General features: G+C 41.3%; 10 protein-coding genes. All 10 read right to left on the bottom strand.

Annotation, left to right across the window (positions count from 1 at the left end; genetic code table 11):
- Nucleotides 1–8: 8 nt before the first annotated feature.
- Entirely contained in the window at nt 9–320 is a 312-nt protein-coding gene (locus BUC02_RS16350) for a hypothetical protein (RefSeq protein WP_217653093.1), read from the bottom strand.
- Nucleotides 284–832: a hypothetical protein gene (locus BUC02_RS15975; protein WP_139261202.1), complete on the bottom strand. Its 549-nt coding sequence runs from the start codon at nt 830–832 to the stop codon at nt 284–286. The genes BUC02_RS16350 and BUC02_RS15975 overlap by 37 nt, the downstream gene beginning before the upstream one ends.
- Nucleotides 804–5,684 (bottom strand): RHS repeat domain-containing protein, encoded by a 4,881-nt coding sequence (locus BUC02_RS14380; RefSeq protein WP_073323708.1) that lies wholly within the window; start codon nt 5,682–5,684, stop codon nt 804–806. The genes BUC02_RS15975 and BUC02_RS14380 overlap by 29 nt, the downstream gene beginning before the upstream one ends.
- 10 nt (nt 5,685–5,694) lie before the next feature.
- Nucleotides 5,695–12,990, bottom strand: a complete 7,296-nt coding sequence (locus BUC02_RS14375; RefSeq protein WP_139261200.1) for a cadherin-like beta sandwich domain-containing protein — start codon at nt 12,988–12,990, stop codon at nt 5,695–5,697.
- A gap of 271 nt (nt 12,991–13,261) precedes the next feature.
- Entirely contained in the window at nt 13,262–13,402 is a 141-nt protein-coding gene (locus BUC02_RS16345) for a hypothetical protein (RefSeq protein ID WP_175549886.1), read from the bottom strand.
- Nucleotides 13,399–14,280 (bottom strand): hypothetical protein, encoded by an 882-nt coding sequence (locus BUC02_RS14370; RefSeq protein WP_073323704.1) that lies wholly within the window; start codon nt 14,278–14,280, stop codon nt 13,399–13,401. The genes BUC02_RS16345 and BUC02_RS14370 overlap by 4 nt, the downstream gene beginning before the upstream one ends.
- A gap of 688 nt (nt 14,281–14,968) precedes the next feature.
- Nucleotides 14,969–15,616, bottom strand: coding sequence for a hypothetical protein (locus tag BUC02_RS14365; RefSeq protein ID WP_073323702.1), 648 nt, complete (start codon nt 15,614–15,616; stop codon nt 14,969–14,971).
- The gene (locus BUC02_RS14360; protein WP_073323700.1) at nt 15,609–17,645 is read right to left on the bottom strand and encodes a DEAD/DEAH box helicase; all 2,037 of its coding nucleotides are present in this window, start codon (nt 17,643–17,645) and stop codon (nt 15,609–15,611) included. Before BUC02_RS14360 ends, BUC02_RS14365 begins: the two co-directional genes overlap by 8 nt.
- A 295-nt stretch (nt 17,646–17,940) precedes the next feature.
- Nucleotides 17,941–18,156, bottom strand: coding sequence for a DUF3791 domain-containing protein (locus BUC02_RS14355; protein WP_073323698.1), 216 nt, complete (start codon nt 18,154–18,156; stop codon nt 17,941–17,943).
- A gap of 152 nt (nt 18,157–18,308) precedes the next feature.
- On the bottom strand, nt 18,309–18,692 hold a 384-nt coding region (locus BUC02_RS14350; RefSeq protein ID WP_073322246.1), incomplete at its 5' end, for a V-type ATP synthase subunit K.

Below are 18,692 nucleotides of genomic sequence, written 5' to 3'. Positions count from 1 at the left end.
CTTTTGGCTCACATCCTGCGGCAAGAAGCTGAGGTGAGAGACCTTCGCAGAAACGAAGAGCATCGCGGGTCATAGAATCGTGCGCCGAAATAATACTTGTTTATGTCGGAATCAAATTCCTTGGCCTGCCAGCGTCTTGAATCTTCAGCATCGTCATGAGCCAAGTCAATTAGTGCTCCGTATGGGTCGCTCTGGACTCCCGATGTATTTGCATAGTCCCTGATATTCCCCTGGACATCCGTCACAGGGAAATAGGCCAAGCCAAAATGTTGAATTAGCGAAGTCAATGTACCCAAAGATCCATCTTGAGAATTTTCCATCCAGAGGAATCCTTTATAATTTCATATAAACTTCCATGAGGAACATTTTTTTTGTCTTTGATAATTGTCGTTACTTTCAATGTGTCACAACCATTACTTTTATTCGCTGCGTAACAACAAGAATGTTTGGCATGCTTTGTTTTTCTGAGATCGTAAAATCCTTCAATAGAAAAGATTTTATATAGATTACTTGTATCAGATTCTGTATTATATCCTTGTTTTTCCGCTTCCCGAAGTAATTCATTTACCATCGTTGTATCCATGAAACAATTGCGACAATCTTTTATATTATGTTCTACTTTTTCAATAAAGTGAGCAATGTCATCTACTACAGCGGTATCCATAATGCAATGATATCTTACATCTTTATAAAGGCACATTTCATAGTGATAACATTCTCCACGAGCATTACTTATAGATTCAATTTGAGGTTCATCTTTTTTTTCACCAAAGCCACAACCCTGCAAAAAAAGAGAAAGTAAACTAATACTGTAAATCAAAACGCGCATCATGAAAGTCCTTATATCGAATATAATTTGTTTTTATCTCAATTTGTCGAGACAAATCCCAAAATCTAAAATACTTGTGAGACATCAGTTCTCTATTTATTATTTTTTCTTGGGTTCCAAGAGCGGTTGCATACTTTTCAGTATCAAAACTTTTCTCTAATTGCCAATCTAAAACGCTTCCAGTATTCTCCCATAATGGTTTGTGCCTCATTTCGTGAGCTACAGTAGAATAAAGTTTACTAGGTGAATTTATATCAGCATCATCCAAAGATATCAAATTCTTTTCATAATCATAATTGGACAACCCTTTTCCTCGACTTTGTAGCTGAAAATCAACTTGTTCAACACCGCCTTCTACTTTATATACATAATCAGCAGATTTCAATATATATTCTGCACCAAGTCCGTTTTCAGGATTATACCTATTTAAAGCATACTTTAGAACATTTTCATGGGTTTTCCACTGATATGCAGTATTTGTATTATATTGATAAGCACCAGATATGGCCCCAAACGCAACACCAACCAGTCCCCCTATAACCCCATTTTTCAAATCTTCCCCAAAGCTTTTGTCAAATCGATACCATTCATTTCCTCGATCAAAAGCACTAGACACAACAGAACTGGCCCATGCGGAAGCTCCAGAAACTATTCCCGTCTGAACAGCCGCACCTTGAGCAGCAGCAGACATCGCAGAACTACCCATTTCAAGAGCAGCATAACCTGTTTGAGCAGCACCGGCCGCTTCAGCAATACCAGAAACCGCAATTCCTGCACCATAGCCAACCGCAGCAGATGCTGCACCTTTTAAAGCCCCCATTGCCACTCCCTGCGCAATCGCTTTTCCACAGCCAACTTCATTTGCACCACTGCAATTCACTGCAGAAACAGTTCCGCCAATGGCCGCACCAATAGCAGCCCCAATAATAACTGCGGCTGTCAAGCTTTCTCCGTTCGGGTCAATGTAGTTTAGCGGATCACCGCCATAAGTATAGGGGTTCGCAAACTGTCCGGCAGGGTCCGGCGTAAGCCATAGTCCAAAGAGTGGGTCATAGAATCGTGCACCGAAGTAATACTTGTTTATGTAGGAATCAAATTCCTTGGCCTGCCAGCGTCTTGAATCTTCAGCATCGTCATGGGCCAAGTCAATTAGTGTCCCGTATGGGTAATAGGCGTATGCGCTCTGGACTCCAGATGTATTTGCATAGCCCCTTATATTGCCCTGAACATCTGTCACAGGGAAATACGCTGCGCCATCTTTGCGGTAGCCGCCAGCAATCAAATCCTCCCGTACAAGAGTATAATCCCCACTTCCTTCCTTGCGGTAAACGCCCACCCCGCTCAGGTTCGCCTCTCCGTAACCAGAACTTCCGTCACTGTAGTCAAAATACACACGTTGTCCATTTTCGTCATAGGACATACGGATTCGAGCCAATTCTAAAGACTCGAAATCATCCAAATTATTCTCTGAAATTCCAGACGGGACTTCAGGATACAACCGAACATTCTCCGGCAACGCCCTGGCATCCAGTTCGTAGGCGGCACGAGCATAACGGTCTAGCCACACATTTCCTGAAGCGTCGTAAGAATAATACTCATACGGGGTATAGCTTCTACCCGAAATTGTCATACCATAAGGTCGATAATACCCTTGATGGCTCTGAGAACCATAGTAATACCCTACAGCCTGAGATCCCTCGTGTTTGACAGTCAATCGTCCAAGTTCGTCGTAACTATAACTTGCATTTCTAGTTCCGGACATTTCCGTCAGACGGCCCAGATAGTCATAGGTATAGCCAGCATTTTCTACAACTCGGCCTACAGTTCCCGCATCAGCCCACACTCTTGCCACGGTTGACTGTCGCACAGACAAGGGATTTTCATACGATATGTTTTCAGAATAAAGCTCCGTAGAGCCGTTCCTATAGTCTAGTACAACGGGTCTTCCGTATACATCGCGCCGAACAGTTTTTGCAAACACCTCAGTCCCCGCGTCGTAATAATGTTTGGATACAACATTCCCATTTGCACTGTACGTATAACTAGCCAACATGGAATTGCCTTCGCGTGTTTCAACGAGACGACCCTTGTAGTCGTAAGTTCTAGTCCTTGTTGACTTTTGCGTCCAACCGCTTCCATTCCATTCCGAATAGGTAGAAGAAGCCAGTTCGTCGGACAAGTTATAGACATAGGACAATTGTACCGCGGGAACATCGTCAAACAGGTAGACGACCCACTGTCTTGACATGCGCCCAATGCGGTCATAGGACTTCATTTTTATAGATACAGGATTACCTTCACCGTCGTAGGCAATGATAGCCCCGACATCATAATCGCGTATTCCGTCCATCTGAGACAGAATGTTTCCAAGCAGCGAGCTGTTCAGGTTTACCCCGTATAGGGTCAATGTATCGGATGTCGGCTTTCCGTAAACTGTGCGGACTATGGGAGTAAGAGCTGCGGAAGCAATCGCCGTATTTGGGGCGGCAAAGTCATGACCGCCATGTACTTCGCCGATTGCGACAACACGCCCTTCGCCGTCATATACATTCGCCATAAAGTAGTTATTTCCCAAAGCCTTCTGGCGAGCGTTTCTCGTAAACCTTAAATTTCCCAGGGAATCATAGGCATATTCCACCAGGCCACGGTCATTGGATTTTTTCGAGAGCAGGCGCCCCATGGCATCATAGCCCATCGTATCCGCAAACGCAGGGTAATCCCTAAGATAAGATCGAATCAACCTGTCATAGCCATCATACTCGTTCATGACAACGAGTTCATTCTCGCCATCGTATGTCCATGCCGATACAGTCCTGTTTTTTTCATCCGTTACACTTTGCGTATAACGCCCTTCAGCATCGCGAGATATCGTCAAATGCTTTCCGCCAGGGTTCTTGATTCTTTTCCTGAAATTATCCGATATATTGTCTTCGTTCAAATAATCCAAATAGAGAAAGTCCGTCGCAACAGAAGCGGGCAAACCGTAGGCTTCCTGGACTTGCTGCTGATATTCAAAAGAACGCCTCGCTATCCCTGCATTCCTTCCGAAGGAACCGGAAGTATTTCCATATCTCGGTTCGAATTCCGTGAAGGCATTACTCTCCGCATTCGGTTTGTCTGTAGAATCGGTTCCGTCGTAATAATTATTCGCCGCGGTCACACAGGCTTCGCAAGCCATATCCATATACCCGAATGCAGTCGTATCACGCACAAACGACATCGGCTCATATTTTGTTTTTCCGAGAGCATCACTATATACGGCTGACACAATATACTTTCCGTCAGCAAGAGAATCCTGCTTCTGCACAGTCGAACCGAAGGCGTCCTTGAAAAATGCCGATGTAAACTTTCTCGCATTTGACTGGTTGACGGGATCAAGATAGGAATCGGTCTTTACCATTTCCGGTACGACATCGAGCGTCCTCGCCTCACAGGGAGCAAATTCAACGACCACATTCACATTTTCATGCATGGCCGTGATATCAAAATCAATCTTCGAATACGGCTTGTTTCCATAGACCTTAAAAAGCTTTACATATTCATTTGCGGCCCTCATTGCATTAAACGACGGATTTATGGGAGGCATTTTCGAAATAATTTCTCCATTGAGAACAACAACTTTTCCATTCACCGTAATCCGTTCTATCGTCGAACCGGCCTTGCCTATTATTGAAGCGGAAGCATGTTCACCTTCGTACAGGCTAAACGGAGAAGTACCCGACGGGGAGTTCATCGATACACGACCACTTCCCGTAATCGAAAAAGTCAACTGATATGGTTTAGGTGGCAGAAACTGGATTGACGGGAGTTGCTTTAGATTGTATACAATCCGGCCTATTCTAAATGTCATATTCTGGTTTTGCGGGTAAGCCAGTTGAAACTTGAAACCTGGTGCAGGCCTAGTTACATAAAGCGATGTATAGAAAGGTCCACCCCACTGGTAGGTGTAGTCTTCGGGACTAAACACCCCCATCGTCTGGTTCATCTTCATAGATGGATAATTTGCATAGACGGTTCCTTGAAATTCGTCAAAATACCAAATGCAAAGACTATCGTCAACATCGACCGGATTAAGCATCTTGACTTCGATATTACGGATTCCTCCAACTACGGGGTACTCTCTAGAATAATCATAAGCAAGGAGTCCCCCAGCTTGCGAAAATGTTCCCATATTCACAAGAAGGCCAGTTCCAATGCCGTTTGGTTCAGTAATAGAAACCCCGGCCCCATTAAATGATTTCGCTATCCATCCTGGTCTCAAACCATTCGGCCCATAGACATCCATTCTGGTCACTTGTTTCTTCTCCGGACGTGTTTTTACAGTTCCGTTATACAAGACCGGACGCATCCAATTAAGCAATTCCGGTTTGGCGTGAGCAACATCGTTTTGCCATAGCTGTACCTGAATTTCACCGTCTATAAAGAAAGACGACTGGACAGAATAGGATTTTCCCCTATACAGAAACGGCCCCATTTCTACAACGGTAAGATAATTCGAATTCGCATCGACGATGGACCTCCATCTAAAAGAGTTTCCCATGTTGACATCGGCAGAAATAGGCTGTAGATAGGGTTCGATGTCCTTATCAAGACCATTAGTCAGATTTCCGAAAGAAATGCGGCCATCGGCAAAAATGGTAAGATTTGAATATGTTCGCGACATATATGTAAATTGATTTGCTTCGGGAAGACTGAGAACAGTCCCGTTCACCGAAAAAGGCACAACTTCCGCGTCTGACATATCTATCCAGCTGGGAAGCGCCCTATGAATTTTGCCATCGCTATATCGCTGGGCAATGACATCGGCAAAGGAAAATCCGACAATCAGGAATAGAAGAATTAGTATCTTTTTCATTTTTTCACTCCTATTCAATTACGGCATCCGCCTGTACGTATAGATTGTTAGCCCAAATCAATCCTTCCCACCTAGATTGAGTAGCAAGGCTCACGGATGCGAACGGAGCGACAAGAATGGACGCAAAATCAGAATAGACTCCGAAATACATCAAGTCAGTTGTATTCGTATAAAGGAATACATTTTCTGCTCCACCTGGAGAATTATAGAGCCCCGCACGGTCAGCAATGCTGATACCGTTTTGTACCCACAGACGAACAGGGCCATCAAAGTACACCCTGACATCAGGTTCTACGACAAAGGAGTCGAAATAATATTCCCCCTCCTCAAAATGTATTTCCGAATTTGCATAGGCATGGAAATCCTTATATGCACCAGAAGATATCGTTGCCGAATCATTCACGCCGACAATAAAATCCGTTATTCCTGTAACGAAATAATTTACAGGTATGTCCGCAATATGGACATCCCTATGTTCAATTTGTCCGTGCGTTGCACCATCCTGCATATACAGATTTCCACCTAAAGTAATATCCTCGACATTTGAATTGGACCGTAACAAGACATCCCCTTCAACAGTCATCTGTGCAAGAACATTTGCTCCTGCGCAAACCTCGACCGTTTCACCGACAACTTCATCGGCAGAAATCGAAGCCCGATCATAAAGGGCCATATATCCTGTAGCATAGACCTTGTGCCCTAACAAATTCCTATACGGTAAAGGAATATTCTCATTTTCGTCAACTCCGCTACTATCGTCATCGCTTTCATTCTTGCTTTCAGCAATGTTGTCATCTTCAACAAAAATAACTTGCTTATTTCCATATTCATCCTCCAGGAATAACGTATCGATTGATGCCTTGGAGAAATCCAAATCAACACAGGTGCTGCGGAAATAGGTCGTTCCCTTGAACCACAGACGAACGCCGAACGGGAACTGAATACAGAATTTACGATACGAACTATCCCCCCTACTGACATATAGTGCCGTATCCAAAGCTATGCCGACAGGAATCAAATTGCTGTTGGTACTGACACTATATTGCAATGTTTTATCCGATGAATCCGCAGTCGGGTATTCCCTAAACAGGTCTATCGTATAAGTCAAAGATACGCCATTAGCCCCGATGACATTTATTTCTATGCGGTTCTCTCCAGGTTCCAAATGAATTTCACTTGTCAAATCCTGGAAGTTATATCCGGGAGAAAATATTGAACCGACCCACGATATCAGTGCACCAAAGAAATTGACACCCTCATAGGAAACCTGGTTCCCGTTATGAAGCACCTGCACAGAAGCTACATCCAGCGGTTCCATCAAGGCGGGTGATATTTCAATGACAGAGTCATCCGACAATACCTTGGCCGAATAATTTAAAATGTATTGACGGAATTCGGACGAAATTGTTGTCACGGCACCCGTAACCTGAATTCCAGAAAGAGTTATATCAACGTCATCCGCCGATACATACTTCATTGGAACAATATGCTTTCTGCGACTTTTCGTTTCTTTATCCGATGCCCGTACAACAACAGCGGGGGTTCCATTTGAGCCAAAAGCCAAGCTGGCCGAATTCACCGTTTTATTTGACTTAATGAAAGCAGGGATACCAACAGAAAGCCATCGTGAATCTCGATAACTTACAAGAGTGAGTCCATCTTCGTTTTGACTATTCGCAAACAAGACATAAGGGATTCCATTCCGAACAGCAAAATCAAACGGAGCATCACTTTCTAAATAAGCAATAATCCGACGTTCCTGTTCAACGGGTAATCCCGCAGAATTTACAATAGAAGCATCCTCGTAGGGAGTAAACTGGAGTCTATGTTCGGGAATACCATCTTCATCTTCCGTGTCGACAAATTCGCCCCTGAGAACCGTAATAGCAGTCTTACCAGTATTATCCACAGAGACATTGTATGCGACAGCAAGGTAGATATAGTCAGCATCGCCAACAATCTTAAACTGCTTCACCATGGTAAGTGGTATTGAATCATCCATAAAGACAAAATCTCCTAGATAATTCGGGAGCATGTCATTGGAAGCAGAATCCTTTGTAAGAGTCGGCCCCGCCCAAATATTTCCTGAGCCAGATATCCCTGATTCCGAAGAATCAAAAAGTCTCTTTATAATCAAGAATTTGGGAGAAGAAACGCTATCTCCATGTTCAGCAATCACATCATCCTTATATAGTTCAAAATAGGGATTTCGTGCAACATACGCCACATAGAGTTTTCCGCCAGGACCTGTTGTCAAATCAACGCCAAACACATCGCCATTCTCTATAATACCCGGTACAACAGATGGAGGCGCATCAAAATCTTGCCCAAACACCGTATAGCCACCTATAGGCATCCATACATTGTTTATAAAGCAACTGGAAGCAAGTACCGAAGGCGTTGTGCTATCATGGGCAGCTGTCTTTACATAGGCCGCACAAACATTGCCAGTTGAATTCGCCGACATAGCAAAATCAAGCCCGTATACGGAGGCATCAAAAATGTAACCATTGTTGGTCCATGTTTCTGAATTGCCAGAGAACAGTTCAGCATTTTCGTTGCTAGTAGAATCAACCATCAGGATTCGCGGCATTGAAAGCAAATAGCTGTTTCCACCAGACGTTGTTCCCGACAGAGCTTTAGACTTTTGCAAAGTTACCAGATTTTCAATCCATACATTTCCACTAAAATCAGCCGTATAGACTCCATCTGATGCAGAATAGACTATTTTCGAAGAATCGCCCCTATTTATAAACAGCGGCATTTCTGCCTTTCTCAAGACATTTCCATAGCCAACCCACCCGGAAGAGGCTTTCTGAATATGCACAGTATAAATCCCGACACTATCCGCCCCGACATCTATTTCCAATGTATATGAGGTATTGTCATCAAATGTAGCATACAACCCATCGGTAGCAGAGCAACAGTCGTAATGCCATCCAGCCGAAGCAGACTCTCCGTCCGCATAAAGACGATAACGGACCGCATCTTCCGAATTCTTTGGTTCCCAAGAAATAACTATATCCTCCTTGTTTCCGGCCAATACATATTGCAAGTTTCGATTAGTCGAAGACTGCAGAATCGGTTTGGAATCAAAAGATAAAGACGCCAAGTCATCTGAACCAAGAGAAGGATCGCTACATCTTGCATCGATGAAATCATTTTCGCTTACAAGCCGTAGACTACCGGAAACATCTTCACCAAAAGTCTTTTTGATCCGTCCGTTTTCATCCAGCGTAATATGCTTACCAACACCTCGATCATCAACTTCGGCAACAGGCATCCCGAAGTGTACATCATAGTATTTGACCATGGCTGCAGCACCAGCGGGAATCATCCGGATATCCTGCACGCGAGTATTTCCCGTACTAGACAAGGAAACATTCTGTAAACCCGAATTCACTTCGCCTTCCCACTCGACATAATGCCATTTACCGGCTGCATTCCCATCTAAAGTCCAGTTATATTTCTGTATTCCATTAAGTGACAACGTAACTGTTGCAGATGTGTTGTCCGCATTTTGGACCCATGCGGAAAAACGATATTTACCTTGCCTTGCCTGCTTGACGACACCTGAAAAGCCATATCTCAAATCCATCACGACTTTTGAAAAGCGACCATTAGACGCACCTTCGCCATCGGTCGCTCTTCCCTGTAAAGGCAACAAGTGACATTCACTAGTCACTTCCATGCCATTTTCGTCACAACGATCACCAGGAACAACAAGAATTTCATCAAATCCGGCATTTTGCACCACGGCACGTTCAAAAGCAATCGAGTCATCATCAACAACCCTTGCAGTCTTGTTTCCGAGTGCATCAGTTTTTTCTACTGCAAAACCGTTCAAAAACTTTGATACAGCAGAATTCTTTTTCCATATACCACTTGGGTTCTCATTAAGCGCCCAAGGAATTCCTTGGAAAGAATTGCCATTTACAAGGTTATCAGGATTATAAATCCATTCCTCAACAAGGTGAGGCGTTCCCACGGAATCATTAGCAGCTGCATAACGTGCGGCAGTTGATTCAACTACCTTACCTGTAGAACAATTCGGTTTACATGAGTATGACAACAATGGATTATGCAAATGATTCACACTTCGTTCAAAAGCATATTCTTCCGCCGAATATCTGAGAACCTGCTCATTAGAGATATCATTCGAACCGTTTTCAAAGAACAATTTTCTTGAGGGCAGTCCATTAAGCGCAATATTATACTCTATCGAATCCTTACTCTTGACTCCCTTGATGTATGTTTCTATAGAACTGACAGCATCGACATGCAACAGATTCGGCCAATTTGAATTATGGTAACGAGTATACTTGGAAATTGAACTTTTTTCAATAACTTCCCCCACATAGGTTCTTTCAGCGCAAATTTTTCCCAGTCCAAGCCCGACATCACTGTAATCAATTGGGCACAATTCTCGTTCAATCATCCCTGAATTATCTGGTAATTCAACGCGAACGGTCGTTATTAAAGGTGTATTATTCACATAATCAAATGCGATATCTGGAGCCTTGTCAAAATTATAGACATACTTATAAGAATACTCTTTGTCAATTATTGGATCCTGAACAGTCTTCTTTTCTACAAGTAACACGCCCTTATTTTTCACAAAGGAATCATTTTTCTTATAATAAACCGTTGTCGTTCCTTCTTCTGGCTGTCCAGTCGACCCCTCAACAGCAAAGAAATCACCTATTGTATACGACTCATCAAAGACCTCGACCATTGTCGGTCCCTGTCCACTCGGATTATGAATATCTTTAAAATAGCTCCAATTTATATTCAATTTTTCTTCGTTCCATTTTACTCCATCCCACAAGTAAGCTTTATTTGAACGTTTTTCTATATACCAATTCGAGCCGACAACCAAATGTTTTTCGCTTTTGGAGTCATCAGTATTTACTTCACCATGCCTTATCCACCCACCATCATTTTGCCGCTCAAACAATTCGATATTCGCTCCAGGGTGTGTTTCACTCCACACTCTCACATATTTACACTTCCATTTTATACCCCAACGCTTAAATTTCGGCCAACAAATGTAAGGTATTTCAATAATGTTATCTACTTTGGGGCGTCTTGTTACAAAGAAATTGCCGCTTCCAACAGCATCCCATTCCGCTTCCTCCAAAAGGTCAAAGTCATCATGGTGGACCATATTCCTATTTTCAAAAGGAATATGCCAAGATTCACCATCCCAATCAAATAAAGTCAAGTCATCGTTGTCATTGTGTCGCATAGCGACATAATTATAACCTACAGCCTGCGCCCTCGGAACACCCTGAACCCCATGAACATCATAGTTAAGCAATTTTGTCCAACCACTACCATTCCAATGATACGCTTCTGCTCGTTGCCCCCAAAGGCCAGTGGACTCCACGGCACCAAACAAGTAACCGTTTCCCCAATAGTAACGATTATCGTCGTCCAAATCATCATTATCATAGGTTTTTTGAACAGAAATTCCGGATGCATCGTACATAAAAGAAAAAATTCTTACTCGGTAGTTGTTTCCCCAATCTTCACCTATATAAGATACAGCAATATGATTTTCCGACGGATAAATCTGAAGGAACTGATTATCCATACTCCCTTCATCAGCAGAAAGAGTATCTATTACAAAAGTATTTCCCCATAGAGTCCAAGGAACTGTGAGCGTCAAGGTTGATTTAGTTGAAGACAGGTTGCCCTTTACTATATAATTAGGACCTGTAAGCACCAATTCCTTATCACCATCATCATGAACATAAGGCTTCACTTGCCACGAAGCACCATCCCATACAACAGGATACATATCGTAACTATCGCCATCACCTGTTACATAGGCGAACCAGTTGTTTTTCGCCGTGATAAAATATCCATCTTCATGATACGGTAGCGAACTCAATTCTTTTCGAATGTTCCAAGCACCATTTTGCCAATAATATACAACAACCTTTTTCTCATTTTTATCAATGCCTAGTAAATAAGGAGTTCCATCATCCAGATAACCAAGCGACACGCTGACAACCGGCAGTTTCTCCGAATGAATAGTCAACGGCTGTTTATCTATGGCCTGATAAACATAATCAAATGATACTTTTCCACAATTCGCCCCTTGAATTTCCTTCATCATGCCTAACGCATAAGAATCATTTAAATATGCTTTATACACATTATCGTAGTATTCATACGATTCTCGTTTCGTTTCCTTTCCGACGCCATTCGCCCACACTATTCGCGTCAATAAACGCTTGGTGTATTTTTTATTTTCGTCAGCGTCTAGACTTGGAGAAACTTTCAAAGCTTCATAACAGAAGCCTACCGTTTGCAGAATTTCGCCATCCATTCCATAAAGTTCTACCTTAGACAAGAATTTTCGTTCCAGGGGGTCCACAAACGCATCAATTTCATCATCAGCAGAAAGTTCTTCTTTTCCGATAGCATCAACCACTTCACCTTCAAAATCACCTTCATTTTTATCTGAAAGAACAAACTTTACATAAGAACCCATCGAGGAACGAACCTCTTTTAAGTATGTTTCTTTTGTATATCTGTTTTGAGAAGTCCAGGAACCATGCTTTATTTTTTCCTGAAACTGGTAGTAAGAATATGTTAAAGAATTATTTTTCCAATCATAAATTTTAGCTAGGCTCCAAGAAACAGGATAAGGAACATCGTCCCCGTCAATAGACTCGCCCGTGTGCCCAAATGCAGGAAAACCTAGCTCATACGCAGTCGCTCCTTGCGCACTACAGGCTGTATCTAAAGCATTGGTCAAACAATAAGACATATCTCCATATTGGTACTTATTGCCCGAATCATCTGTCAGAACCCATCCAACGACAATTTCAAAAGTTTTGCCACTCAAAATTTTTGTTTCAACATGTCTTTCAACCAACCAATATGGCAAACCTTCAATCCACCATCGATTTCCCTCATAAATCAACTTATAACGAATCCCCTCTGCTGTTACTAGGTAATAAAAATCATCTAAAAGGCTCATCGAATGGTTGTTTTCGCTAACGATTTTAGCAAAACCCATAGACCAACCTAAACCAACCCAGCTAGTCGGACTCAAGTCATTTCGATTTTTTACACTCTGGGAAACATTACCCGAATAATTCAAAGCAAACGAGGTGGATACACCCCCTGCAGACAGCGTTGCAAGAGGAACACTAAAGCTAACCGTTCCAGATAAAGGGTTTATCCCACCATCAGGGGACATATATTTATTGAACGCATCGCCCGTTTCCACAGATTGCGAAAACACAAAAGAGCAAAGAGCAAGCAAAGCCTGTAAGATTTTTGAAAGCATACTGTAAATATAAATTATGACAAGCGGCAAGGATTGTAAATTTAATTCAACACATTCCTATATGCAAAAAAAAGGATTAAAATTATTTATTTATTATCTGCTAGACTTTTTTTTCACCACTTATAGAAAAATTTTTTCTGGAGTTTTATGGGCTAAGCCACCAAATGTGGATGTATTGGCATACCCGACTAGGGCTGGTCATACAGAAAAAAACTCCTGTCTGATATCCAATCAGGCAGGAGATTCGTTGTTCATGTCTTGTATTTGATTGTTATGCGGCATTTTCCTCGTCCTTCGTTTCGGTGGGGATTTCGATTACCGCCGTTTCGGGTGTTTCCGGAGTCACGGTAATCTTGCCCCTTCCCTTGCGAAGTTTCAGGTGGGCCTTCTTATGGTCGATGTGGCTGCTCACGGCCTTATTTTCAATTCAGAATTGTCACTACTTGCCACCTGATTTTTCGCCGGCCAAAATTCAACATTCATTTTAGAATCTGATGAAATATCCTCAACAATCGCGCTAAATCTAGTTCCAAGCAAAACTTCCTTATCTTTGGAACAAGCTGTAAAGATGCCAACAAGAAAGCCTCTTTCATTATATATCGGAGAGCCACTCATCGCATGAGTATCAGGAAAGACATTTTTTCGCTTTGGATTTGACAAATCATAAAAACCATATCCCCTATTGAATGGTATGGCTATATGGAGTTTGGGATCTAATCCATATTTTTTATAAGTTGCTAGATCCGCTTCCGGCGATGAATATGAATACGATCTACTCTTGATATACGCTTTTCCCTTATATCGAACAGCCTTGCATCGGGACGAGGGAAAACCAACAACTGTATAGATTTTTGCAGTAGGCAGAGCGTTATAATTGGAGAGTCTAAGACCTATATTCTGAAAGCCTATGATAATTTCATCTGCAGCAGGAATTAAGGCCCAATCTTTGTCATCCTTATTTCTTATAATAGATGGAGCAATAGATAAAAGCCTAGTCCCTTCTAAAGACATATAAATTGGTTGCACTATTTTTGTAGAACCAGGGCAAGGTACCGCCAAATTCATTTCATCGGCAACATGAGCTGCAGTCAGCAAGAATATCCGACCACCAAGCGGAATTATCGAGGCCGTTCCGCACGAAATAGGCCGATTATGGTTATGGCCTGTAGCATTGATATTGGCGAATAGTTGAACAACATATTGTTCTAGGTACATTCTTTCTATAGGCATCCGCTGTAATGCCGGGTCAACAATTCCATAAACTCTAGTTGTTTGTTTACCAATTTTCATACAAAAATCCTTTTGTAATTCCTAGCACATAAATTATATCATTTTAGAAAAAAAGACAACGAACCAATAAATGGTCTTAAAATTCTTTTTCAATCAAGCCCGGGCGTTGCGGGCTGGCGTCTGAAGCCCGCAGTGGGGGTGCGCGGAAGACCCAAAGGGGCTGAAGCCAGGGGGATTCCTCCCCCTCCATATACAAAAAGGGCCGCATCGCTGCGGTCCTTTTTAATGCTTTGAGATCCTATCAGGGCTATGCCTGGATTCTATCGCTTCGCTCCAGAATGACAGCCTCCGCTCAGGACAAGAATGTATGGCGGCTCGCTCACCCTGAATATATACTTTGTAAATGCCGCTCCGGCAAATGCCCCAGCACCATCACCTAAGCGGTGAAGGTGCTCGGCCAAATGTTCAGGCTCCTTCGCATAAGTGTAAAAGACACTCCGGCAAAAGACCGGGCCGTTTTGCACAAGTGACAAAACCGCCCGGACATTTGCCCCCGCAGCTCAACACAAGTGACATTGTAACAAAAGCAAAAGTTCAAGCAACTTCCCCACTATATAAAAGTCGCTCCCGCAAATGCGGAAGCACTTTTTAGTCTAAGGAATATTATCCCAACTTGTTTTTATTAGAGGCAAATCCATATAATCATAATCAACTAATTTCTTTTTCCTCATAATCTGAACGAAAAGGTTCACATATCAATAATTTTACCATTTCTCAAATACCAACAATCAGTCTTTACATTTAGAACATCAATAAAATCCTCTTCACAAAGCATATTTTCTAATCCCAATTTATATGTTGCACTATTCGAATAATTGATATCTAAATGATTTAACGGATGCAATTTACCATTTTCGTTCTTTTCATCGAAATCATACCTTAAATAGCCAAATTCTTCCGATAACAAACTCCTATAAATAAGATTTAATTGTCCAGGATTAACCAATCCTTCATTAACAGCATCTATTTCACCTTCGAAATCCTCCAAACCGGCAATAACATTTCCAGAAGCATACCTTAACAAACTCAACAATGCAGAAGAAAAAGTTGAGTCTATTTCAACGCTATTGTAATAAAAGAACAACTCGCCATTTTCTTCTCTATAGGTGAATGGCAAAATAATTGAAAAATATTTTTCTTTTTGAAAGAAAAATAATCTGGTACTGACAGACTCTACTAGTTTTATGCAGCCGTATCCTGAATTTGGATAGCCTTGATTTTGTCGAATAAAAGCAACTGTATTTAAAAGCAATTCAACGATATCCAAAGTACTAGATTTCATGCCAAAGAAATCAATACTAGTACAGCGATCTAAATAAAAAGTATTATTAGACATAACTCTTATTGCTCTGAATTGCTCGAACTATTTTTTCCGTATCAAAGCCTAGATCAAGAGTTTCTAACACTTTCTTTAACTTATATCTTTGTTTCTTTTCTATTTTCTGTTCATCAAAAATTTTATTCAAGAAATCTGCATAAGATAGATAATTTTGAGATTCAATAAAACGCTTTCTGTTTATTTCCATTCGCTTCAGTTCATCTTCAGTCGGTTGTTTCGTTTGAATATAATGCTTTTCATTAATAATTTTCAAACCATTAGCTATGCATTCCAAGTTGTCGCTATTTTGTACACAAAGATACGATTTAAGAAAAGATCGCGTTAGCATTGTATAAAGACCATTTCTATATTTGTAATCAGAAACAATTTTTTTCGTTATACAAATAACAAATGTAAACTCAAGCCCTTTAGCATTATTTGCATTTGTAATCGTCAAACAATCATCCAACAAACATTTACTATCTACCAAAACATTTGCAGGAAAATCATATCGTCTCTGTATGGCGAAACGAAGTTCTTCCATAGCGGAATAAACCTCTCGTCCTTTATCCAAAAAAATGATTGCAATATCTTTCGGTGCAACACCAGAATATTTTTTTTGAATAGAATCGATAATTGAAAAAATGGAGTCCAAGGATATAGAGTTCTTTATTTCAACACTCACATCATCAATAGGGATTTCCTCATCAAATCTTGTCAATGGTTGACGGGAAAAAAGAACCTTATCACCGATAACATTCTTTGTATAACCTGTTGGTTTCAATATATCATCATAAATCCAATTTAACTTTTGTTCTTCAAATAAGCCCATTCCAACCGCATGAGCAAACATCAATGTCCGAGGATCAGTTCTATAACATTTGCTTAAAGATATATCAACATTCAACGTCTCTTTGGTTTGCTCCTCAAAAATATTTTGATAAATATCACCGGCTGTAAATACTTTTTTTGAAGAAACCTTTTCACACAATTTAAAGAAAACTTCAGGGAAATCTTGCCTTTCATCTACAATTATATAATCAAAAGCCGGCTTAAACATTTCGCTCGGAATTGCATTTAATCGGGTTAGCAAATCAGAAAACAAAACTTCATACGTTAAACGACTTGACCATTTATAAAATGGAGTGTTGTAAAATTTACACAGATAGCTATACAATCCCGAATTTTCATCTGAAGCGGATCCCCATGCTCGATCAACCCACAAATATTTATTCCATTCAATTTGCCTAGACACATTCATCAAGTTGAAGAATCTTGGAATGCGCTCTTTTAAATCATTGGCCAAAGTTTTATTATGACAGGTGAAGAAAATTTTCACTTGATCATGTTTTACGTATAGTTCCGCTAATTTATGCATCAAAAGAACCGTTTTACCAGTTCCCGCAAGCCCTTGAATGGATACAGTTTTTTGACCAGGGAAATCTTGATAAATAAATCGGGTTTGATCAGCATCAAATAGAATAATATTCTTTTTAATTTGCTCTAATATCGAACCTGGAACATCAATTCCTTTTTCTTCAGCATCATTTATTGAACCAATCAGTAAAGATACCAATAATTTGACACGTCGTTTTTCTTTTGGATCTGTTAGTACATTCTCATTCAGTAGACTTTCAACATTAACGCCAGCCCCTGCAACTTGAATATCCTTACGCCATTTATCAGGTCGTTCTACTGTTTTTTTGTATTTATACTGTGCTGAAAGAGCAAACCAGTCTTGAATAAAATTTTCAACGCTTTCATCAAATTCATCAGGTAAATCACTCGCATCATCTAATTCTTTACATGAGTCATTTTCATTCATTAAATCAATAAATACGATAGCGTGTGTTGGAGAAAAAATACCCAACATATTTTCTTTGTAAGAATAATCATATTCCCCACTCACTAAGGGTTCTTTCAACACATAGAAAGACTCCCCTGCATGCGAAGCAGCATATTCTTTTATCGAAGTCAATATGTCTTTGTTTTTTTCATCAACTTGGACATGGCAATAAAAATTTGAAACATTATCTAATTCATTCATAGTACTTTCCTAAATTTTTTTTAGAGAGGACTGAACTATAGTCATTTCCGTTTCTGATTATTGTTAATATATAACTTTTTTGACCGAAGCGAACTTCGTCATATGAAGAAAAACGTCGTTATTATGCAACACAAGACTTCAGTTTGTTCACAACTAACCATTACCACAAAATGCAATGTATTCTCCTGCTCATTCTGCAAATGACTCTGCAAAAATAACACCATATAGAAATGTGCTCACGCAAATGCGGAAGCACATTTACACAAGTGTAGTAGGGTTTTAGGCAAAAATTGTGTTAAAAGGTCACATTTCGCTCTTTCAGGTAGTCTTCTATATCGCCAATGATGACATCAGATGTTAACGATTGTAAAATTTCATAATTGGGAACAAGGAATTTCTGAATACAGCCTGATTCAGCCAGCTTTCGATACACAAAAGACGGCAAACGATTCCACTTGTTTGCGCAAGCGTGAATCATATACACGACAAATTCAAAAGATTCCTGAACCATGGTCTAATCCTAATGCTCAATTCAATTATACAAAAATAACGGGGCATAGCCCCGCTATTTTCATTGTTTAGGAGTTCCTTCGACTCCGTTTCCTTCGGCGGTTCGGCCGGCTCACCGACCTTAGGAAACTTCGCTCAGGATGACACTTTGCGCTACGACACGAGCATCATGGAGAACACCATGACGAACAGTGCGACGGTTTCGCCGACGCCGAGCACCATCAGGTAGTTCACGAGGCCCTTGCCGGTTTCGCCGAGGGCGTTGCAGGCGTCCGCAGCGGACTTGCCCACGTACCAGGCAGATGCCATCATGCCGATGCCACCGAAGATGCCCACACCCAGGTATGCAGCCCAGTTGGCCGGAGCCGCCTGGGACTTGTTCAGGATGTACATCATCAGCAACATGCCGTAGATTGTCTGCGCAATCGGCGCGCCCACGAAAATGAGCAGCGTAAACAGCGCGTTCTTACCCTTGAGATACGCCTTCTTCCAGGCCCCGATGGCCGCCATGCCGGCAGTCCCGCAGCCCAGCGCAGA

Origin of the sequence: Fibrobacter sp. UWOV1 (genome assembly GCF_900142495.1) — a bacterium.
Lineage (GTDB): Bacteria > Fibrobacterota > Fibrobacteria > Fibrobacterales > Fibrobacteraceae > Fibrobacter.
Note: the sequence above shows the minus strand (reverse complement) of the source record. Positions and strands in the feature narration are given on the sequence as shown.

Bases quoted from the DNA above. Each gene is read 5' to 3' on its own strand.
- BUC02_RS14380 (WP_073323708.1), bottom strand. From the start codon at position 5,684: ATGAAAAAGATACTAATTCTTCTATTCCTGATTGTCGGATTTTCCTTT.
- BUC02_RS14355 (WP_073323698.1), bottom strand. From the start codon at position 18,156: ATGGTTCAGGAATCTTTTGAATTTGTCGTGTATATGATTCACGCTTGC.
- BUC02_RS15975 (WP_139261202.1), bottom strand. From the start codon at position 832: ATGATGCGCGTTTTGATTTACAGTATTAGTTTACTTTCTCTTTTTTTG.
- BUC02_RS14375 (WP_139261200.1), bottom strand. From the start codon at position 12,990: ATGCTTTCAAAAATCTTACAGGCTTTGCTTGCTCTTTGCTCTTTTGTG.
- BUC02_RS14370 (WP_073323704.1), bottom strand. From the start codon at position 14,280: ATGAAAATTGGTAAACAAACAACTAGAGTTTATGGAATTGTTGACCCG.
- BUC02_RS14360 (WP_073323700.1), bottom strand. From the start codon at position 17,645: ATGAATGAATTAGATAATGTTTCAAATTTTTATTGCCATGTCCAAGTT.
- BUC02_RS14365 (WP_073323702.1), bottom strand. From the start codon at position 15,616: ATGTCTAATAATACTTTTTATTTAGATCGCTGTACTAGTATTGATTTC.
- BUC02_RS16350 (WP_217653093.1), bottom strand. From the start codon at position 320: ATGGAAAATTCTCAAGATGGATCTTTGGGTACATTGACTTCGCTAATT.